Raw genomic sequence first — 22336 nt, 5'->3', positions numbered from 1 at the left:
AATATGGCTCCGCAAGGGAAAAGAGGTTGGTTACTTTTTGGTCCTCACTCGGTAGCAACAATATTATTAATAACTTCAGCCTGCTCACTACTGACTGGTTGTAAACAAGACTCTCCTGAAAACCAGGCTAATCCAGCATTCAGTGTTACAGGGCTACTGCAAACAAATTTAAACGACTTGAGCATTTTTTATCCCAGGGTAAAAACCCCCATTCCATTGGAGTGGCCAGCTGACCACTATGCTCACCCAAAATACCGCTCAGAGTGGTGGTATTTCACAGGACATATGTCACCTGAATCAAGCCGCGCTTCCACATCGCTGTCCAAACAACAAAATCTATCCAAACCACCAATCCTTGGCTTTCAATTCACTCTCTTTCGGCAACGGGCTTTACCACCGGTCACTCAAAAGACAATACATAATGCCTGGCAAACTCCACAAATCTATATGGGACACCTTGCCATTACTCACCATCAAGCGCAGCGTCATCGTGCAGCACAGCGTTTTAGCCGAGAGGGTCCAGGTCTCGCAGGAGTGAGTGATAATCAACAGTACTTACATGTTTTAGACTGGCAGATTCAACCCACCCCCGATGGCTGGTGGCCTGTCCGCATTAGCGCGCAAGACCAAAAGCAACAGATTGGTATAAACCTTCAATTATTCCCTCTCAAACCAGTAGTGCTGCAAGGCAACTTAGGCTTCAGCCAAAAGAGTAATCACCCTGAAAATGCCTCCATGTATTATTCCTATACCAGGTTAAAAGCTTGGGGATCAATGTATTGGCAAAACCAAAGTACCACCGTAAAAGGGCTGGCATGGTTTGATCATGAGTGGAGTAGTAGTTCACTGGGAGCTAATCAGGTTGGCTGGAGCTGGTTCGCCTTACAACTGGATAATTACCATGAGCTTATGCTTTATCAGATCCGAAATAAGCAAGGAGAGATCAGCTGGTCAGATGCAGCAATGATTGATGAAAGCGGTTCACGTCTCCCTTTAAAAATATCTGATATAACAATTGATACACTGCAACACTGGACGAGCTCCAAAACGGGTAGACGTTATCCAAGCCAGTGGCGAATATCGATCCCTCGATATGCAATAGACCTTGACATAATGCCGACGATTAAGGATCAAGAAATGAGACTGGCACTGCATTACTGGGAGGGCGCTGTTACCTTATCAGGCTCTCATCAAGGCCAAGGTTATGTGGAACTTACAGGATATTAGTTACACTTCCCGCAAATGAATCATTAACCCTTTAGCTTCTAAGTGATGCATGAGCTTTTGCAAGTCATCATGGTTCAAAAAAGCGCCTAACCTAACTTGTTGTCCATGGCAGCTTAGCCAAACCTGCCCAGTGCTGCCAGGTTGTGAGGGTTGCACAGCAGTGATGACAACCCAGGCTCGCGAAACCTGTACTGAGTGTTCAAGTCGATATCGCCCAGTTTCGATTGCGATAGTATCTCGATTGAAATGAATATGTTGCCAGCGACTCGCCTGTAATGAGGTAATGTAAAGGCCTACTGCTAAAGCGGCCAGCTCAAGTCCCACAAAAGGAACAACCAGCCATGCCCCAAGCAAAACCATCACCACCGTCATCATTAAACTAAAGGCTGCAACACAGCCAAAGAGCATAATATTTTGCTGCCAACTCATCGACTGGTTTGCGGTTAATGTCAAGGATGCCTCTTGGCCTCCTGGTCTCGGGTGAATTGCAACCATAGCGACTCTTCTGAAAAAACTGCTTAACTTTTCCCTGCCCTCTTTCAAGCTTAGGCAATTCACCGCAATTTTTACAAATGCCATATTTCGCCAGAATTAATCTCAACAATTCCTTTTTCTTTACCTGGGTATGTCGTTTTGTAAGTTTTTAATACTACACATAACTCGATTTCAAGCTTATTCAAGGATCACTGTGATGAAACAACAACTGCTTGCTTCAGTATTTTGTTTATTAATTAATTTTCCATTTTCGACACTTCATGCTGATGAACCCGTTGCCGAGGTTGAAGATAAACTATTAATGAGTGGCTCAGGAATGGTGATAGGAGGATTGGCTGCCGGACCTTTTGGGGTGGTTTTAGGCGCTGCTGCCGGTGATTTTATCAGTGAACGCTTAGCATTAGCCGATCAAGCAGAACAAAATGCTTTAGCACTTTCTAGCGCAGAACAAGAAATTCAGTCTTTACGCACTCAACTCAACCAAAATGAAATAGTCTCAGTACCTGAAGATGCTGAATATTTGCAACTATCAGCCACCGATAAGTTAGCCGTTGATATTCATTTCTTTACGGGAAAAAGTGATATACCTCAGCAAGAAATTGATAAAATTAGCTACCTGATTAGTACACTAAATACCAACCCTCAACTTGATATTCAACTGGAAGGCTTTGCAGATATAAGAGGAAAAAACGATAGTAATTATCAGCTATCACTCGCGCGGGTAAATGCTATTCATCAAATGCTGCTTGAGTCAGGCATTGATGACCAGCGCATTAATAGTATCGCCCATGGTGATAAAAAAGCCCAAAACAGCAAGGTCAGCGACCAGCAAGCACTGGATAGAAAGGTAAGAGTGACTTTTTTTGTTAGTGATAACTGGTTAAATGAGTAAGAGGGAAAAATGCTTTCCCTCCTCTTTAATTCACCCATAGCCTAAAGTGGCCGTTTTAACAGACAATTACGGGAGTAAAGCTTTCGCTAAAATAATATTGACAATCACCACTACAAAGTAAAAGGTACCTTTTCGATCATAAGGCAGAGCCGCCAAAATAACAGATAAACCCGCTGCAAAACCCAGCATTAAACTCATTGACAGCGTATAGGATGAGGATAAACTCCGTAAAATAGCAACATACCCTTGTTCTGTTGTCACTAAAACATTAATAAGTAATAACATCAATTGTGTTACCACCGAACAAACCAGCGTATGCACAAGCTTTTTTTGATAGGTCCAGTCAAAATGATTAATAGCGTGATGAGAAGAAGTAAATGTATTCATAGCTAACACCTCTTATTTTTCCTCTCTTAACGTATAAAATAGCTCAGTTTAGAGATTTTTATGCCCCCAAATCTAAGAAAATTTTGTAACAACGAGTGCGCTTATCGTGAAAATATTAAAAAACTGGCTTAAAGTGCTAATTTTTTAAGTATAAAACACGCTTATGCTTTGTTTATATATTTAGAATTAATTGCAATACCCTATTATGGGAGGGTATATATCATTAACCAAAAGACACCTCTTAAAACATACTTTGTTCGTGATAACTGTGTCAGCACTGTACTCATGACCCAGCTAGCATTTACATTTAGAGGTGACCTAAACTTAAATCGGACACGTTAAGAACGGAATTAACTAATAATAAACAGGTAATACTGTTAGCCTGTAGTTTACCCTATTATGGTATTTCACTCCATCAGGCATTACTTCCCACAAACACTATAACCATATGATATTATTACATATTTCAGGTAAAACATATCTTATATGAGGAAAAATCATATTATTGTTTTCACTGAATAAATTAACTCAAAAGTACCATAGGCTGTCCTACTTCTTGAGCTTTCTTTTCCCCCATCAAAATTTCTACCAGTTTTAATGCAAATATCATTGCTGTTCCAGGTCCTTGACTGGTAATTAACGCATGCTTCTCATCGACTACAACGGTCTGATCACTAACGACTTGCTTTGCTTGCAACTGTTGTAAAAAAGCTGGATGACAAGTTGCCTTAGCATTAGCAATTAAGTTATGGGCAGATAGTACCACAGCAGGTGCAGCACAAATTGCCGCAATCCAGCGCTCAGCCTTTTGTTGGCATGTCAGCATCGTGGTAAGTGTTGGACAATCTCTTAGATGTTCAGCACCAGGCATGCCTCCCGGCAACACTATTAAGTCAAACGAGTAATCAACGCACTCGTCAATATGACTATCAGCAACCAGCTTCACACCACGTGAAGCCTTTATCTGAAGTTCTTGAGTCAATTGACAGCTGGCCACACATACATCAACTGTAGCACGACGTAGTACATCAATAACTGTCACGGCTTCGATCTCTTCCGTACCATCAGCGATAACAACTAGCGCCCGCTTGCTCATTCAGCTTTCTCCTTAACCTTGTCTACCTGTAAGTTAAGCTAGTCCTTAGTGTTACATCTACCTAATTATAAACAACACATGACTATTTGCTCACATGAAAGACTATTCACAACACCTGTAATTTGACCTTAAAATCAGCGACATGGATCCGTAAGCCATACTCTACTTTAAAAGGCATTTTTTGTTGTATGACTAAAAATCAACGCTTAGCAACAGGCTTAGGCCTATTGGCCGTTACATTATGGGCAACAGTAGCCACTGCATTTAAGTTATCACTGACTTACTTATCGCCATTACAGCTTGTCTTTTTTTCATGCCTTAGCTGTATTATTTGTCTCTCCAGTATCCTGCTGGTTCAACGCAGATTATTACTTGTTATTCAATTACTTAAAAAGCGCCCGCTGTATTATTTTTTGCTTGGCTCTTTAAACCCATTTGCCTATTACTTACTGCTTTTTGCTGGCTATAATTTACTCCCAGCACAACAGGCTCAGCCTATAAACTATACGTGGGCTATTACATTAACTTTATTAGCCGTTCCTTTTTTAAAGCAACGTCTATACCTTGCAGATATAGTGGCTATGGCTGTGTGTTATTCAGGGGTTATTGTTATATGCACGCAAGGCAGCTTTATCGACTTTGATAACACCGATCCTCTTGGGCTAGGTTATATTTTAATCAGCACGATTATTTGGTCGCTTTACTGGATTATTAATACAAAACAGACCGCTGACCCTATTGCTAACCTCCTTGCTTGCTTTATGGGGAGTCTACCTCTAACAGCCATCACCACGTTCTACTTTGATCCGATATTTCATCTAACATGGCAAGGAGTAGCAGGTACTTTATATATTGGCTTTTTTGAAATGGGTATTACCTATGTCTTGTGGTTATTTGCGCTTCGTTATGCCGAACAAACGGCAAAAGTCAGTAACTTAATTTTTCTTGCTCCATTTATGTCGCTCTACTTTATCGCCACGATACTCAATGAGCCTATCCATCACTCTGTTTACAATGGACTTGCACTTATAATTGGTGGAATTCTTATCCAACAGCGTTTTTCCAACCCAAACAAGCTATCTAAAACCAAGACAACCGCCACCTCATAGCATAATACTTTATCTTCGAGTAAAATTAGCCCTTTTGAATAGCCGATATAGCATGTGTGGTAACTGAATGACGAATCCTAAAGTTGGTTTTGTCAGCTTGGGCTGCCCCAAAGCCCTTGTTGACTCAGAGCGCATCCTGACGCAGTTACGGACTGACGGATATGATATTGTCCCAACCTATGAAGATGCTGACATTGTGGTGGTCAACACGTGTGGCTTTATTGACGAGGCCAAACAGGAATCACTTGATACCATAGGTGAAGCCATCAGTGAAAATGGCAAAGTCATTGTCACTGGCTGTATGGGGGTCGAAGCTGAGACAATTCAACAAACACACCCTCAAGTACTCAGTGTGTCTGGTCCTCAACAGTATGAAGCTGTTGTTAATGCTGTCCACAACCACTTACCACCCGCAAAAGAACACAATCCTTATATCGACTTAGTTCCCCCACAAGGTATTAAACTTACCCCTCGCCATTATGCTTACCTAAAGATTTCAGAAGGTTGTAATCACAGCTGTACTTTTTGCATTATTCCGTCAATGCGGGGCAAGCTGGATAGTCGCCCTATTGGCAATGTGCTTGATGAAGCAGAGCGCTTGGTCAAAGCAGGTGTCAAAGAGCTTTTAGTCATTTCCCAAGATACCAGTGCCTATGGTGTTGATATCAAATACCGGACTGGTTTCTGGCAAGGACGTCCAGTTAAAACAAAAATGTACGACCTTTGCAACGCACTGAGCGATATGGGTATTTGGACAAGGCTCCACTATGTATATCCTTATCCCCATGTGAATGAGATCATTCCACTCATGAGTGAAGGTAAGATACTGCCTTATTTGGATATACCCTTCCAGCATGCCCATCCTGATGTGCTTAAACGCATGAAGCGTCCTGCTCACACTGAAAACACATTGAAACGCATTCAGCAATGGCGTTCAGAGTGTCCAGATATCACGCTTCGCAGTACATTTATTGTTGGCTTTCCAGGTGAAACTGAAACTGAATTTCAGTATCTTCTGGACTTTTTGGAAGAAGCTCAGTTAGATCGAGTGGGCTGTTTTAAATACTCACCCGTTGACGGAGCAACAGCCAATAACCTACCAAATCCCATTGATGCAGAACTACAGCAAGAACGTTGGGAACAGTTTATGGCTACCCAACAAAAAATCAGCACCCAAAAACTGCAGAAAAAAATCGGAAAAACACTTGATATTATTATTGATGATGTCGGTGATGATGGAGCTGTGGGGCGAAGTAAAGCTGATGCGCCTGAAATTGATGGCTGTGTGTACCTTGAGGGGGCAACAGACCTACAGCCGGGGAGTATTATCCAGGCAGAAGTTATTGATGCCGATGAATACGACTTATGGGCTAAGCCTCTGCTTTAACATAGAAACTTAGCAGAGCATTGCTCAATAATTTCCTAAAATAAAAAAAGGCAGCGTAAGCTGCCTTTTTTAATAGAGTGTATCATTATGTTTTCTAAGTACTACAAACTATCCAACATTTTCCAACGCAGCAGGAACTGATTCTTCCTGTCCTATTTGGTACAAATAATCAACAATTGGTCCAGGCTGATAACCTAGCACTAACTTTTCCAACTGGTCCCGGAAGGCGGGTATATCGCCCTCAACTAATTGTTTATTCAACGTTTTAAGATAGCGTGTTAACTCAAGCCAGTTGCACTTGTGCTCATTCGCTTTCATAATCATTGAATGATCAGTAGGTGAGTTTTCATCCCCAATCAACAGCTCTTCATAAAGCTTTTCACCAGGACGTAAGCCTGTATAAACCACTTCAATATCCCCTTCAGGATTACTATCAGACTTTACAGATAACCCAGATAAGTTAATCATTTTAACGGCTAAATCGTTAATTTTAACAGGCTCCCCCATATCCAGTACAAACACCTCTCCTCCAGTTCCCATAGCCCCTGCCTGGATAACTAACTGAGACGCTTCAGGAATCGTCATAAAATAACGAGTGATTTCTGGGTGAGTAACAGTAATGGGTCCACCACTTGTTAATTGTTCTCTAAAACGGGGAATAACTGAGCCAGAGGAGCCAAGCACATTGCCAAAACGAACCATTGTAAAACATGTCTGATTCTTGTAAGGCGTTCTATACTGACTGTTATCGATTATATCACTTATCACCACCTGCTGTTCATCAGCAAGTGCTTGTAGGACCAGTTCTGCAGCTCTTTTAGTGGCTCCCATAATATTGGTTGGGCGTACGGCCTTATCAGTCGAAATCAGCACAAAATGCTTAACTTGTCCTGCAATAGCTGCTAGTGCCGTATATGTTGTTCCCAATACATTATTACGAAAGCCTTCAATTGGATTATGCTCAACAATGGGTACATGTTTATAAGCCGCCGCATGATAAACCGTATCAACGTGATACCTAGACAAAACACTCATCAAACGATCTATATCAAGCACAGAACCAAGCAAAGGCACAATAGATACTTGATTACTCACAGCCATTTCATGACGTTTTAGTTCATCATGGATCGCATATAAGTTAAACTCAGAGTGTTCATAAAGAATAAGTAGCTCAGGCTTTTGACTGATAATTTGCCGACATAACTCAGCACCAATTGATCCCCCCGCTCCTGTCACCAAAACAACTTTGCCACGAATACATCGTGCTAATAGTGTTTTATCTGGCTTAACGACATCACGCCCCAACACATCAGCGACTTCAACCTCACGAATATCCTGAACCTTGACTTTACCTTGTGCTAACTCCGTAACGCTTGGAACAGTACGAACATGCAAAGGATAATCTTGTAAATTCTCCAAAATTCGCTTTTTTTCAGCACGTTTTAAAGTAGGCATAGCCAGCAAAATTTCCTGAGCACCCGTCTCATTAATCATCTGAATAATATGTTTAGGTGTATAAACTTTAAGTCCACCAATCATTCTATTCGCTATAGATCGATCATCGTCCACAAAAGCCACAGGTTGCAACTGGCGTCCACGTTCTAAAGCACCTAATAACTCAAAACCTGCCTGACCAGCTCCATAAATCGCCACAGGGATTTTCTGCAACTTATATTTTGCATCTTCAACCACAGTACTGTGCAAATATGACCCTAACCATGAACGAATAACCCAGCGGAACCCACCAATAAACAGCAAGCTCAATGCCCAATAGTTTAAGATCACCGAACGAGGAACAAACACTTCATCTTTTGCCCAAAATACAGCTAGTGCAAGAATCAAAGAAGAAAGTGTTACCGCTTTAAAAATCGACAGGAATGCATCACGCCCCATATAGCGCAAAACAGCACGGTACAACCCCATTCTAATGAAAACTGGTAAAGATATTATTGGGGCAGTAATAAACAGTATAACGTACCTTTCACTTAAAGGATTTATGATAGGGTCAAAACCAAGTCTGATAAAAAAAGCTAACCACAACGATATCCAAATGAATGATATATCTAGGATTAAACCTAAAACTCGCTTTCTGCGTCGACTCAAGGATAGAAGCTTTTCTTGTATACTCATTTTAGCTTTCACATGTTTGATGCTTGAGAAACTACGTCTCTGATTACATTACATGTTTTTTTAATCTCATCTGCAGTCAACGTCGGATGAACTAAAAACATTAAGCTTGTTTCCCCAAGCTCTTTTGCTACAGGTAAAGGTTTAGAGGGTCTAAAGTTTGTGTTATCAAATGCTTTTTCTAAATATACTTCTGAACAAGAGCCTTGAAAACAAGGAATACCTTTTTTTATTATTTCATCAATTATTCTATCCCTAGACCAGTCATCTTTCAACTTTTCAGGTTTTACAAAAACATAATGCTTATAACACGCATGATGTATTCCTTTACCTGGTTTAGCTACCCTTAAGCAATCAAATTTTTCACAAGTATTATTAATTGCTTCCGCGTTTAATTGCCTTTTTAAAGTCCAATCATTCATCATTCGCAATTGAATTCGGCCTATAACAGCTTGCACCTCTGTCATACGCCAATTAGTGCCAAAAGATTCATGTAACCACCGAAAACCAGGTGGGTGCTGTCTATTGTATACAGCATCCCACGACTTTCCATGATCCTTATAAGACCACATTTTATTCCATAGCGAATGAGTGTTTGTTGTTACCATTCCACCCTCACCGCCAGTTGTCATAATCTTATCTTGGCAAAAAGACCATGCTCCAATGTGTCCAATTGACCCTACTGACTTTCCTTTATACTTAGCTCCATGAGCCTGAGCACAGTCTTCAATTACATATAGAGATCTTTTATCAGCTAAGTTCATTATGGAGTCCATATCACATGGCCAGCCAGCCAAATGAACACATAAAATTGCTTTTGTTCTTGGAGAAAGAACTTCTTCAATAGATTCCGCTGTAATATTTTGAGAAGAACTATCAACATCAGCAAATATGGGTATAGCTCCCGAATTAACTATACTACTTACTGAAGCAAGAAAAGTTCTTGAGGTAACAACCACTTCATCCCCATTCCCTATTCCTAATGCAATAAGAGCAAGATCAAGTGCAACAGTTCCGTTTGATAACGCAATAGCGTATTTACTATTGGTCCATTTAGCGAATTCATCCTCAAATTGGCGACACTCACTTCCTGTCCAATAATTTACTTTGTTAGATAGCAAAACAGCAGAAACAGCTTCTGCCTCTTCATTAGTATAAGATGGCCATGGAGAAAATGATGTATTTAACATTTATTTATCACTTTATTTCTTTAACTTAGTTACAGGAGTTCCCATATAGATCCCAGACTCATCAATATTATTTACTACAACTGAACCAGCTCCAATCACAACATCATCAGTAATTGTAATACATTGTCTAACCACACTTCCTGCCCCAATCCAAGACCTGTTTCCTATAGTTACCCCACCAGCTAAGCATGCTCCAGGACTAAGATGTGCACTTCTATTTAATGTACAATCATGCTCAACTACAGAATTTGAATTAATAATACATGCATCACTTATTTTTGCACCTATATTTATAACTGCTCCCGGCATAACAACAACACCAGTACCTAAACAAGTAAAAGAACTTATATTTGCACTTGGATCTATTATGTTTACTAATTTAGCACCAATAGATGAAAACAAATTATGCTTTTGATTACGTACAGAATTATCACCAATTCCAATAATCACTCCACTATAAAAACCTAAATATTCTTTTAAAGAATCAGAGTTCCCTATTATAGACCAAGGGCCAATTTTTGTGATTTTTGGATATCTATCATCAAAAAAATCAATTTCAAGCCATTTTCCTAGCTTAGTAGCAATATCGGCTATTACTTTACCATGGCCACTAGCTCCAAATATAGCAAGCCTAGACATTATTTATTTCCAGTAAACTTAGACATTGTTGCTTTCCCTTTCTCACTAATTCCTTCTTTATGCAAAACTTTTTTAAAAGTTAATAGTAATATTTTAAAATCAAACCATAAACTTTGATTGGTTACATAGTAATAGTCAAACTCAAACCTTTCTTCCCATGAGAGCTCATTTCTACCACTAATTTGAGCTAAGCCAGTTATGCCTGGCTTTACTTTGTGGCGATATGCTTGACGTTTATTATATAAACCCAGATACTCCATTAATAAAGGTCTTGGTCCCACTAAAGACATTTCACCCTTTAAAACATTATATAACTCTGGTAACTCATCTAAGCTTGTAGAACGAAGCCACCTACCAAGTTTAGTTAGTCTTTGGTCGTCAGGTAATAACTCACCAGAGCAAATATCATATTTATCAAGCATAGTTCTAAATTTAAACATTTTAAATGGTTTCTCATTTAAACCTGGCCTTTCCTGTATAAAAAAAACTGGCTTTCCCAAATTACACCTTACCATTAAATAAATAGCAACAAACAAAGGAATAAAAAAAGGAAATACTAATAAAGTAATTACTATATCAAAAATTCGCTTCATATGTTTTGAGAAAAAATTACATTTTTTTTCCATTTTTCTGCCAACTTATTTCTATCAAATGACTTCTCAGCAAGCATCCTTGCATTATTTCCCATATTTTTAAGGTTTTGTTTATCCGCCGCTGCAGACTCTAATACATCTGCAAAAGCTACTGCATCATCAGGAGGAACATTAAACCCACATTTATTTTTAATTATCATATCAGCAATCCATCCTGGGTAATTAGTTAATACAGGTAGACCTGCTGCTATGTAGTCAAAAAACTTATTCGGCGACGTACCATAGTAAAAGGCTGGTACATTGGCAAGAATTTGCATACCAACATCTGCACCAGCCATTAAACCAGATAAAGTAAATTTATCTAATGAATCATAAAATAAAATATTATTCAAATTTAAATCAGAAGCTTTTTCTTGAAGTATTCTTTTTAACTTCCCTTGCCCAACTAAAATTATCTTTATATCATCTCTTTTTCGTTTTTTTAGTTCATTTGCAACATTTATCAATGCATCAAGCCCATTTGCAATTCCATGTGTTCCAGTATAAATAGCAACCAAATCATCTACAGAAACTTCTTTTGGCCTCCATGGTTTTATATTATTATTAAATATATCTAAATCACATCCATTAGGAACTAACTCAACATCAGAACTTAGTTTTCCACGTTTAATAATTCCCTCGATAATTCCAGGAGAAAGCCCTATACATTTATGTGCTGATTTATAAGAAAGCCACTCTAAAAATGACATTAATGATAAAACTATTGGATTCGAAATTACGCCCATAGCACGAGGGAGTTCAGGCCATAGATCACGAACTTCGAAAACGAATTTTTTACCTCGAAACCAACGTGCAAAAATACCAGGAATTGCAGCTGTTAGAGGGGTAGAAGTTGCAAACACAATATCATAGTTTTCTTTAAAAACTATAGAAATACTTTTATATGAGTATTTAATAAACAAAAAAGTTCTTTTCATAAAACCATCTTCATTCGAATATGATAAATCAAATTCGACAATTTTTATCCCATCAACTATGCCTTCTCTACGTCCCTTAGAAAAATCACCAGTTAATCCAGTACTAGCAGCGCCATAGCTTCCACACACAACTGTTACTTCATGCCCATCCATCAGTAAGCTTTTAGACATTTCATAAGATCTTATTCCAGTAGCCCCCTTTGGGGTGGAAAAGTGTTGATGAAAATAAATTACTTTCATTCTAAAAAAATAGCTCCGTTTTTAATTTACAAGGTTGGTTAACCTCAATCTCAACTATAGGGGTATTAGTTTTTTTTAAGTAATAGACAGACTCTAACCCTTCAACAATCTCTATACGATTAATTATTACATTAGAAGAAAATACTAATTTAAATTTATCACTAAAAACCTCAAAACCATTTAAAGTCCAAACTTCAGTAGGATCTAGCCTCCAACGTAGAACAGCTTTATTTTTAAAACCATTTACCTTATCCTTTATAACGAAAACATTATCCCTTAAAATAATTTCACGACTATGACTTGCCCCTTTTATATCAGTGTAACTTGCCGCACATTTTTGACTCTTTGAATTTAATGTTTCATAAGTTACATTTTTTGATTTAAGCCAGCTTCCAAATAAAAATCGACCTAAACGAGGCATTTGATTTCTTTCATCAAACTGAATTGTATTGTGTCCTTTTGTGCCACTAAAATAGTTAATCATACTTTCAGTGGTGTTATAACTATAGCTCCCTGCATCTCGTAATAAGTTTCTTTTACCAATCCAAAAGTCTACATGTAATGCATCTGACTGACTAGGACGAAAGATAAATCTGGGATATCGAAGTACTGCTAATATATTTTTTTTCCTAAGTAAACTAAAGCCTCCGTAATCAAATTGAACGCTACAAGGTAACTGTGCAACACACTGAGGTACTTCAATTTCAAACCATTTTAAAAAGTCATCCCAAGGACCCTGTTCAGCCCATGCACGTTGACCTGTAAATAAAACCATTGAAAGGTGCATTGAAGGCCTAAAGTCTCTATAATCAGTTCCAACCAAAGGTAATAGCAAAGCACCATCATTTGCACCAATATTTGGTACATTCCCTGAATCAAACTGAATAAACTGATACAACCACTTTGTTGCTAAAGATATTCGTTCATAAAATATTGGACTGAACCTTTGTAAGCATAAATAATTTCTCCAAATTTCAACTACACTAACTGTATCAAGCATAAGTCTATGATAATTCATAGAGTATTGACTAAATGTACCATCTTTTAGAACTAATTTTTTAACTCTATTTTCTAACCATTTTCTACCTACATTTTGCCACTTTTTTCCCTCTGAATACCCTTTGTGTAACAACCAGCTTCCTCCAATAAAAAGAGCTGCTGCTTCTGAGGTTCCATGATTATTATCTTGAGCTAAAGCATAACATAAAGTTGAATTTATTCTTTTAAGATGAATTTTAATTAAATAAATTAATGATAGTGTTGGATTTTCAACCTGCTTTAAAATAAAAGAAGAAATTGCAATATGAATAACTCTAATAGAGGCCTCTTGACCACACTTCCAGTTAAATCCGATATATGGTGGATTTTTTAACATCCAATCATTTATCCAAAAATTTAATTTATTTAGATTTTCTTGCTTGCCTTTTCTTACACTTTGAGCAAAGCTTAACATCCAGTCAAAACGTGATGCCTCCCAAACAGTTTTTATATCACCTATACTATGACTAAAGTCAGATATTAGATACCATGGAACGTTATTATTTTGAGTTTTCTTATTATCAAACGGGTTAAGATACCAATCTGGAACTTCTGAACTTTCAATCTTATACCAACTAAAATAAACAATACTAGTCAACCAATCTGTATTACTATTTAATACTTGCTTTTGATTTATCTCACTACAAGGTGAAAAATAAACATCATCTACCTTACTACAACATATATTTTTTTTAGTTTTTTTATAGTATATTACTTTTATTTTATACCATACAAACCAAATAACATTTAAAACCCCAACTGAAAAAAATGTAGAAATTTTTATACGCAAATTCATTTCAGTCCCGAATATTATGCGCAGCTTTAATTGTTACTTCTGCGACTTCAAATAGCTCATCTACTGGTACTGGAGAACAGTTACCTAACTCTATTGCCTCTAAAAACTTTTTAACACATTCAGTTTGACCTTTATTCTGTTTCCACAATGACATTTTAGAAAAGTTTGGCCATCCAAATCCTTTTAATTTTATAAAGTTATCTAATTGTAATACTTTACCGTCACAGAAAACTTCAATCCTTTCTTTTGGAAAGTTACTAGCCCCATTTGCAAGGTAATTTATAGTTCCAAAAGATCCATCTTCAAATGATAAAGTAATAGAAGATATATCTTCACAGAGTTTATTTGAAATAACGTCTTTCAAAGCCGTTGTTTGATATGATAATATTTTCTTTCCTACAAGAAATCTCATTAAGTCGATGAAGTGGCATGCTTCTCCAATAATTCGCCCTCCACCGATTTCTATATTTTTAGTCCAATGATCACAAGGTAAACTTCCAGCATTTATTGTCATAACAAATGCTTTTGGGCTATGCACATTCTTTAAAAGATTTTTCATTTTTGTTACTAATGGAGAAAATCTTCTATTAAAACCTACCATTAATCGTATTTCACTATTCTTAATTAATGCTAAATTATATGTTTCTTTTATAGAATTTAGCTCTTCTATAGTGATAGCTAATGGCTTTTCAACAAAAACATTCTTACCTCTAGATAGCGCCTCATTTACAAGTTTTGCATGTGTATTATGCCTTGTTGCAATAACTACTGTATTAATATCAGGATTATCGAATACTTTGTTTGTATCTGATGTTGCTCTTTCAAAATTAAATTTTTTCCCATGAATTACACCAGATATTCCAGTAGTAGAAGAAATCATTTTGAAATTTGGCTTAAATTTATCAAATGCTGGAATTAACATTCTTGAAGCATAGTTTCCAGCACCAATAAACCCAATAGATGGCTTCTTAGGATTATAAGTTATATCATTGTTTAGAATTATTTCTTGAGAAAATTTAGTTATATCTTCTTGATTATACTGTAAAAGTATTCCAAGGGCAGGTTTACCAGAGCTCAACATTTCATAAGCATTTTCAGCATTTTCAAATTTAAATCGATGAGTTATTAATGGCATAACATTTAATTGGCCTCTTGATATTAAATCTAAAATTGCTTCAAAATTACGTTGTTCAGTCCAACGTACAAAACCAAATGGATAGTCATAACCATTTTCTTCATATTTTGGATCATATCTACCTGGTCCATAAGAACATGATACCTGGAATGATATTTCTTTCTCGTAAAAGTCAGTTCTATTCAAACTAAGCCCTGTTACACCAACTAAAACTATACGTCCTTTTTTCCTACACATTTTTGCTGCTTGAGAAATAAGGTCATTTGAACTAGTCGAAGCTGTTATAATTACACCATCAACTCCATTATTTTTACTTAATAAATTTGCATACAAAATAGGGTCATTACCAGATCCAGAATTGAAAGCAGTTGCTCCAAACTTTTTAGCTAACTCTAACCTTTCTTCATCAATATCAATAGCTAATACTTTACATCCATTTGCTCGAAGTATCTGTATTGTTAAAAGACCAATCAACCCAACTCCAATAACTACAAATAGTTCACCTAAAGTTGGCTTTGCAAGTCTCACCCCTTGTAATCCAATACTAGCTAGAACAGTAAAAGAAGCTTCTTCATTAGAAACATTATCAGGAATTTTTGCACATAGATTTTTGGGGACACAAACTACATCTGCGTGAGGACCATTTGATATAACTCTATCTCCAACTTTGAAACCTTCTACATCACTTCCAATTGACTCGATAATACCAACATTGCAATACCCAAGAGGCAAAGGTTGTTCTAATTTTGATTTAACAGCATTGATTGAGCTTATTAAACCGTCAGTTTGAATTTTATTTATTACTTGCTTTACTTTTTCAGGTTGTTTGCGTGCCTTGTCAAGTATATTTGATTTTCCAAAGTCAACTAACATTTTTTCAGTGCCGGAAGAAATCAATGATACTGATGATCTAATTATCAAACATCCTTTTTTTAATTGTGGACTTGGTGAGTAAACCACTGATGTTTTTCCATTTGCCATATTTTGAAGTATCTGTTTCATATATTTCTTAAAAATTTTCTTTTTTAGACTGATATAATAGGAAAGCTAGTGAAAATGAAAGAAGTATGCCAGAATAAATATGTAACATATTTAACTGGACCATTCCGCCAATAGAAATAATTAGCAAAATCATAAAAAATAAGAGGTTAGTATTTGCCTTTGATAAAAAATAAAATACAAGTGAGTATATAAACAAACCAAATACGCCTAAAAGGCTATATATTTCCAAAAACTCATTATGCATTGATCCATATAGTTCACGTCTATAAGTATTATTTATTGGCCATAAAGTATCCGTAAACTGAAATTTTTCAAAAAACTTTGTCCAGTGTCCAAATCTAACTTCAGCAGACTTATTAAGCAAAGATAAAACTTCATAATTTGTTACTGTCACAAGCATAATCAACATCATTGTTATAAACATTATTATTATATATATAGATGCAGAAAATTTTATGACTCTTGAAAATAAATATAGCAAGCAAGACATTATTAGAATTATTTTTGCTATATCACTATATGATTTTAACACGCAAAACACACATACAAAAATCACGAGAGCTGATATGAACGAATATTTTCTTTTAAAAAAATTATCAACCGCTATAGAAAATGTGATTAAATATAAAACAACAAAATACTCATAATAATTTCTTATCGAAAACAACTCAGTCAAAAAATATTTACTAAACCAGTTATTCCAAACAAAAAAATCAAATACAAGTTTAATCAATACCGTAAAATACAGTGATTTAGTTATGCATATATTTAACTCATTAAAACTTTGAAAATGTCTAGAAAAATAATTTTTAAACCCAAAAAAACACATAAAAAAAAACATTAATTCAAAAAAGCATATATAAAATCTAGAAGGAGCATTAATATAATATGCTAAGACCAGATATAAAATCAAGGCAAAGTATATAATAAATTGTTTTAATAAACTATTTATAAGGTACCTAATTCCAATTAATGCTACGACAAAAGCTGATACTGGAATGACAATTAAGCCATCGCTATTTATATATGTATCAAGCGAGTAAATTGAAAAATATGGCCATACTATGAGAAAAATTGGAGAAAAAATAATTACAAATATATTAATTATTCCATACTTTTCTATTCTCATCAATATACTCTTTTTTATGATTAATTTTAATGTACGCCAAAACCCAAACAAATATAGAATTAAGCAAAAATATTAAACCTTGTGAATAACCAATAGCTGATATACCATAATTATGGTATATATACCATGTTATTATATATGCAGGTATAATCAATAATGCGGCAATATAAAATCCCTGCTTAACTATGCCCATTCCAAGAAGAGCAACACCAACTATTGAAAAAGAAGCCCAAGCGATAAAACGTGTAACAATTGTAGAATAATAATAATTTAATGACTCATATTCAACACCGTAATAGAATTTAATTAAAAGAAAAACCCCAAAATATCCAATTATTGATATTATAACTGCACCAAGAAATACTATTAATTGATAGCTAAGCATTTTTTTCCAAACCCAAGAAGGTTTTTTTCGATTTTCGGAAAAATAAGGCGTTAGAATTGACTGAGCAGTCCCCACTATAATTGTAAGAGCCATAACAAATATTGAAGAAAGACTATAATAACCAAGTAACTGTTGGTCTACACCAAAAATATCCATAATATAAAAATCAGCATTTTGCAATAATGAGGTACATGAAGCTCCTGCTACAGAAAAAAATGCAATTGAAAAAACCTTAGTTTTTACTTCTTTGCTCACTAATTGTTTATCTTTAATAAAAGAAATTTCTTTTGGCATCAAAAGAATATACATTAAAAAACCAATCACATAGCTTGAAACAGTAAAAAAAACTACCCCTTCTAGCCCAAAAAAATACGCACCTAGAACAGAAAAAATAAAAAATATAGTTCTCACAAAAAATTGATTTAAAGCAAGTTTTTTTATTTTTTTTTGTGATTGATAATAACCAATACATACCATAGATAATGACGAAAAAAATATAATCATAGAGTAAAAGATTGTTTGCCCAGTTACTTTATAACTTGATAAAATAATATCAAAATATACTAATATATTAAATATTAAAAATGAAATTCCACTTGTAATTAGCGTTATTTTAATGCAATATTTTGCTATCTGGAATCTAAAATTATACAATATTGTATCACTGCAGTATTTTAATACTGCAGTGTGAAATCCAAATGTACCTAAAAAAATGAATAATGATGTATATGAATGCAGTAATTTTAAATAAGCAATTTCATTAGCACTTAATATTTTTGAGACACATAATATCGCCAAAGCACCATATAACTGAGTAGCAATATTTGTAGATAATAAATGAAAAAAACCTTTTTCATTCGTTTTTTTTATTATTTCTTTCAATTATTTGTACTCCATATATCTTCATATATATCTACTAATTGTTTCGCAACAATATTTGAGCAGTGATATTTTTTCGCATAATCTTTGCCTTTAATACCTAGTTCTTTATAGAAGTTATAATTATTAAGTAATTTTTTTAGTTTAATGTATATAGTTTCAATATTTGCACTTATAATAGGCAGTTCTTTGGGATACTTGTTTATTAAATCATCACGAATATAAGTTATAACTGCACATCCAGCAGCCATTGCCTCAACACTTGTTACACCATGTGACCCACATCGTAATTCATCGACATAAATATCAGCTTTTTTTAGCTCATCATAAACCTGAATTTGTGTTAATTGTCTTTTAAGTATGAACTTAAATTTATATCCTTCTTTTTTTAATTGATCAATTGCTTTAATCACATATTCAGTTCCCTTAAGTTTGGGGCTTGTTGGAATATGTAATATTACTGGAATATCATTCTTTCTTTCTATTAATGGAAATACTTCAATATCGACAGGCTGTCTAAATGGGTAAAGCCTTTTAAAGCTGCCAGAAATATAATCTAGCATTTCTGGATCAACTACTGCATTATCTATAAATTTAGACATTGACCAACATCTAAGTCTAAGTTGTTTTTCCCATAATTTACTATCTTCTTTATAAAAATATTTAAAATATTTGTTTTTATTCTTTGCAATTCTTGGAATCCTGATATCACTACCTCCAAACGTGATCAGCATTGGAATATTATTTTTCCGCATTAAAGGTCCTTCATATAAAAAGTGTGCTTCACGAAAAAAAATATTTGCGCCAAAATAGTGGATAAGAGAGGCCTCATTTGAAATTTTTTTTAATGCCTTGTATATTGATAATGCTTTATTTAGTGCTTTATCATTATTATTAAAAATACTTTCATGATATGGTAACTTTCTTGATAAGTCATCTACATCTCTATCACATAATATTAAGTTCTTTGCATCATAGCCTATTTTTTTACATGCTTCAGAAATCTTAAATGACATCCCTGCAAGACTTCCATAGTGTAATATATATTTTTGACTCATATATCTATCACTCAGAATATTTATGTGGTTTAGTATATTTAATGTAAAAGCTCCAAGGAATCAAATCAAATTTTGCCATTAAGTAAAAAAAAGGTCTTAATTTTTCAAATGTTTTTTTATAAGTTTTGAAATCTGTATAGTTTTTTTTGGGAAGATGCATTAAATTTGTAAAGTCATCATCACTCAAATTTAATCTTTTTTTATAATAATCAAGTAATCCTTGCTCCATATGAGGTTCCTGCTCCATTAATGATAATGCTTCTTCTCTTGTCATTCTTCCATCTCTACAGTAAGCAGAATAGCCAGCAATACGAAAATCTATATTCCACCGTTTAGGGAAAAAATAGCTATGAAAAAAAGCTGCTGTTCTATTTTCTAAATGGTGTCCTCCATACCATTTCCAACCATATTCTTCTGAAAGAATTTTTTTTGCATTTTCTTTATCATAATTTAAATAATAAAGAGGTCTAATGCTTTTTATTCTACTAAAGATCATCCATTTGATTTGTTTATATAACCACAAATTAGGGAATGTTTTAATTTTTAATTTCCCATGAACCTTATGCACACTTTTTATATATTTTGCATCCATATATATCCAGTCCATAGGGGCTATTCCCTCAGTCCTAAATGAATGGCCATCAATTTTATATTTAATACCATATTTTTCTGCAGCCATATTCATTGTTGTAGCAAGACCTATATCAGTTGGTGTTTCTATATCTTTCACACCAGCTTTTAAAAATGAAACAATGATATCATCAAATTCATTTGCATCTACAACATATGTATATAGATCAATACCTAAACAATCTGTTAAATTATGAATATTTTCTGTCGCAATTGTTGAATTCCATGTATTGTCAAAATGTACTGCTAACAAACGTAAACCATATTTTTTCGTCATAAGATGCATTAGATATGATGAGTCGCACCCTCCACTCACTCCAATTAATGCGTCATACTTTTTATTTTTTCCATCTTTTTTTATTTGTGAAATTAGACCATTTAGTTTTTCTTTGCCTCTTTCGTCATTTGGAAATTTCTCATTAAGCTCTTCAATTTGAGCACAATAGCTACAAACACCTTTACTATCAAATAAAATATTTGGGATATTTGTATCGTAGATACATCTTGAGCAAATCTGATATTTCATAAATAAACCTAAATTTTAATCAAAAAGTGTGCTTAATTCTTTCTGAGTAGGAAATTTTATCAAAACGCCCATCCCTTTCGATTGAAAAACTGTCATACTCCCAATACCTACAGCAGTTGCTCCGCCTGTTATTACTATTTCTTTTATATCTTCTAAACTTCCTGCTCCTCCAACAGCAACAATTGGTACATCAACTTCTTCCTTTATCGATTTAAAAAGATTAAGATCGAAACCATTCCATGTTCCATCTCGATCAATAGAGTTAAGTATAATCTCTCCAACTCCTATTTTTTTTGCAAGCTTTAGGCATTCATCTATTTTAATTTTTGTATTTTTTTTGCCTGAATATATGTATGCATAATATTTATTACAGAAAAACCCTTTTTTAATGTCAAATGTTGCAATTATACTTTGTGCACCAAATATCTCTATAGCTGTTCTTACTACACTTGGATTTTCAAAAATAAGTGAGCTAATAGAAACTTTTTCAACACCTATGTAAAACAATTTTCTAAAATCTTCAATATTTTTTACTCCACCTCCATAGCAAAGCGGCATAAAACATTCAGATGTAATCTGTTCTATTAAATCATACTGAATTATTTTATTTTTTGATGCATCAATATCAAAAATGATTAATTCATCAACTTCCTTTTGATTAAATATTCTTACTGCATTAATAGGATCGCCCACATATCGATATTTTTTAAAATTACATGTTTTGATCAACCCTCCCCCTTTAATAAGCAAACATGGCATTACACGAGTTCTTAGCATTATTTACAACTCCGAGAATTTTTTAAATAACTTCATTCCAAATTTATGGCTTTTTTCAGGATGAAATTGTACCCCCCACATATTCATTTTATTTATTCCACATATAAATTCATATCCATAATTACAAGTAAAAATTATATTTTCTTCACAAGTATCTGTAGCATGATATGAATGAACAAAATAAAACCTTGTATCAATTGAAAACTCTTCTGCCAAGATATTTTTTCTTGTTGCTTTAACAATGTTCCAGCCCATATGTGGTACTTTTAAATTTTTTTCTTCTACTTTGAATTTTTTAACATGGCCAGAAATCCATCCTAGTCCAGGTAAGTCTCCCTCTTCACTCGACTCTAATAAAAGTTGCATTCCTAAACAAATTCCTAGTATTGGTGTCTGCTCTTTTACAACTTTTTTTTCTAAAGTATGCAATATATTTTTTTTATGAAGTATTTCCACTCCATTATCCCAGCTTCCTACACCAGGAAAAATTATTTTACTTGAGTTTTCTATCTCATTTTTTGAGTTAATCACTTTACACTCAACATTAATATATTTCAGTATATTAACTATTGAACCTACATTACCGAATCCAAGATCAAGAACAGAAATCACATTACTCTCA

20 protein-coding genes are annotated in these 22336 nt (G+C 34.7%); 4 read left to right on the top strand and 16 right to left on the bottom strand.

The window, feature by feature from the left end; genetic code table 11:
- Nucleotides 1-3: 3 nt before the first annotated feature.
- Nucleotides 4-1227, top strand: coding sequence for a lipocalin-like domain-containing protein (locus tag KHS79_RS02670; RefSeq protein WP_212716400.1), 1224 nt, complete (start codon nt 4-6; stop codon nt 1225-1227).
- On the opposite strand, the gene KHS79_RS02665 is transcribed toward KHS79_RS02670, so the two are convergent.
- A complete protein-coding gene (locus tag KHS79_RS02665) occupies nt 1228-1722 on the bottom strand; it encodes a DUF2244 domain-containing protein (protein ID WP_212716398.1) in 495 nt (164 codons plus the stop codon).
- 196 nt (nt 1723-1918) lie between these two features.
- On the opposite strand from KHS79_RS02665, the gene KHS79_RS02660 reads away from it, so the two are divergent.
- Nucleotides 1919-2614 carry an OmpA family protein gene (locus KHS79_RS02660; RefSeq protein ID WP_212716396.1) on the top strand — a complete coding sequence of 232 codons (696 nt, stop codon included), beginning with the start codon at nt 1919-1921 and terminating at the stop codon, nt 2612-2614.
- A 66-nt stretch (nt 2615-2680) separates the two neighbouring features.
- On the opposite strand, the gene KHS79_RS02655 is transcribed toward KHS79_RS02660, so the two are convergent.
- Both KHS79_RS02655 and KHS79_RS02650 read right to left on the bottom strand, forming a co-directional pair.
- Nucleotides 2681-3001, bottom strand: coding sequence for a hypothetical protein (locus tag KHS79_RS02655; protein WP_027710465.1), 321 nt, complete (start codon nt 2999-3001; stop codon nt 2681-2683).
- A gap of 523 nt (nt 3002-3524) precedes the next feature.
- Nucleotides 3525-4097 (bottom strand): DJ-1 family glyoxalase III, encoded by a 573-nt coding sequence (locus tag KHS79_RS02650; RefSeq protein WP_212716394.1) that lies wholly within the window; start codon nt 4095-4097, stop codon nt 3525-3527.
- A gap of 188 nt (nt 4098-4285) precedes the next feature.
- Between KHS79_RS02650 and KHS79_RS02645 the strand changes: the two genes are divergently transcribed.
- Nucleotides 4286-5206: a DMT family transporter gene (locus tag KHS79_RS02645; protein ID WP_212716392.1), complete on the top strand. Its 921-nt coding sequence runs from the start codon at nt 4286-4288 to the stop codon at nt 5204-5206.
- A gap of 67 nt (nt 5207-5273) precedes the next feature.
- Complete coding sequence (rimO, locus tag KHS79_RS02640; protein ID WP_094786580.1) at nt 5274-6593, top strand: 30S ribosomal protein S12 methylthiotransferase RimO; 1320 nt, start codon at nt 5274-5276, stop codon at nt 6591-6593.
- 108 nt (nt 6594-6701) lie between these two features.
- Here rimO and KHS79_RS02635 read toward each other — a convergent pair whose 3' ends face one another.
- The 13 genes from KHS79_RS02635 to hisH form a co-directional block, all read right to left on the bottom strand.
- Nucleotides 6702-8516: a polysaccharide biosynthesis protein gene (locus tag KHS79_RS02635; protein ID WP_212716390.1), complete on the bottom strand. Its 1815-nt coding sequence runs from the start codon at nt 8514-8516 to the stop codon at nt 6702-6704.
- Between the two features lie 215 nt (nt 8517-8731).
- Nucleotides 8732-9910 (bottom strand): DegT/DnrJ/EryC1/StrS family aminotransferase, encoded by a 1179-nt coding sequence (locus KHS79_RS02630; protein ID WP_212716388.1) that lies wholly within the window; start codon nt 9908-9910, stop codon nt 8732-8734.
- Between the two features lie 12 nt (nt 9911-9922).
- On the bottom strand, nt 9923-10549 hold the full coding sequence (locus KHS79_RS02625) for an acetyltransferase (protein WP_212716386.1): 627 nt from the start codon (nt 10547-10549) through the stop codon (nt 9923-9925).
- Nucleotides 10549-11175, bottom strand: a complete 627-nt coding sequence (locus KHS79_RS02620; protein WP_233468165.1) for a sugar transferase — start codon at nt 11173-11175, stop codon at nt 10549-10551. Before KHS79_RS02620 ends, KHS79_RS02625 begins: the two co-directional genes overlap by 1 nt.
- Nucleotides 11139-12359: a glycosyltransferase family 4 protein gene (locus KHS79_RS02615; protein ID WP_212716384.1), complete on the bottom strand. Its 1221-nt coding sequence runs from the start codon at nt 12357-12359 to the stop codon at nt 11139-11141. The genes KHS79_RS02620 and KHS79_RS02615 overlap by 37 nt, the downstream gene beginning before the upstream one ends.
- 1 nt (nt 12360) lies before the next feature.
- Nucleotides 12361-14193 (bottom strand): alginate lyase family protein, encoded by a 1833-nt coding sequence (locus tag KHS79_RS02610; protein WP_212716382.1) that lies wholly within the window; start codon nt 14191-14193, stop codon nt 12361-12363.
- A gap of 1 nt (nt 14194) precedes the next feature.
- Nucleotides 14195-16330 (bottom strand): bi-domain-containing oxidoreductase, encoded by a 2136-nt coding sequence (locus KHS79_RS02605; RefSeq protein WP_212716380.1) that lies wholly within the window; start codon nt 16328-16330, stop codon nt 14195-14197.
- 7 nt (nt 16331-16337) lie between these two features.
- Nucleotides 16338-17459 (bottom strand): hypothetical protein, encoded by a 1122-nt coding sequence (locus KHS79_RS02600; RefSeq protein ID WP_212716378.1) that lies wholly within the window; start codon nt 17457-17459, stop codon nt 16338-16340.
- Nucleotides 17431-18726 carry a lipopolysaccharide biosynthesis protein gene (locus tag KHS79_RS02595; RefSeq protein ID WP_212716376.1) on the bottom strand — a complete coding sequence of 432 codons (1296 nt, stop codon included), beginning with the start codon at nt 18724-18726 and terminating at the stop codon, nt 17431-17433. Before KHS79_RS02595 ends, KHS79_RS02600 begins: the two co-directional genes overlap by 29 nt.
- Entirely contained in the window at nt 18723-19781 is a 1059-nt protein-coding gene (locus KHS79_RS02590; RefSeq protein WP_212716374.1) for a glycosyltransferase, read from the bottom strand. The genes KHS79_RS02595 and KHS79_RS02590 overlap by 4 nt, the downstream gene beginning before the upstream one ends.
- A gap of 7 nt (nt 19782-19788) precedes the next feature.
- On the bottom strand, nt 19789-20937 hold the full coding sequence (locus KHS79_RS02585; RefSeq protein ID WP_212716372.1) for an N-acetyl sugar amidotransferase: 1149 nt from the start codon (nt 20935-20937) through the stop codon (nt 19789-19791).
- A gap of 15 nt (nt 20938-20952) precedes the next feature.
- Entirely contained in the window at nt 20953-21714 is a 762-nt protein-coding gene (locus KHS79_RS02580; RefSeq protein WP_212716370.1) for an AglZ/HisF2 family acetamidino modification protein, read from the bottom strand.
- Nucleotides 21715-21717: 3 nt separating this feature from the next.
- Nucleotides 21718-22326, bottom strand: coding sequence for an imidazole glycerol phosphate synthase subunit HisH (gene hisH / locus KHS79_RS02575; protein ID WP_212716368.1), 609 nt, complete (start codon nt 22324-22326; stop codon nt 21718-21720).
- Between the last annotated feature and the right edge of the window lie 10 nt (nt 22327-22336).

This window comes from Zooshikella ganghwensis (assembly GCF_018263875.1).
GTDB lineage: Bacteria > Pseudomonadota > Gammaproteobacteria > Pseudomonadales > Zooshikellaceae > Zooshikella > Zooshikella ganghwensis.
Note: the sequence above shows the minus strand (reverse complement) of the source record. Positions and strands in the feature narration are given on the sequence as shown.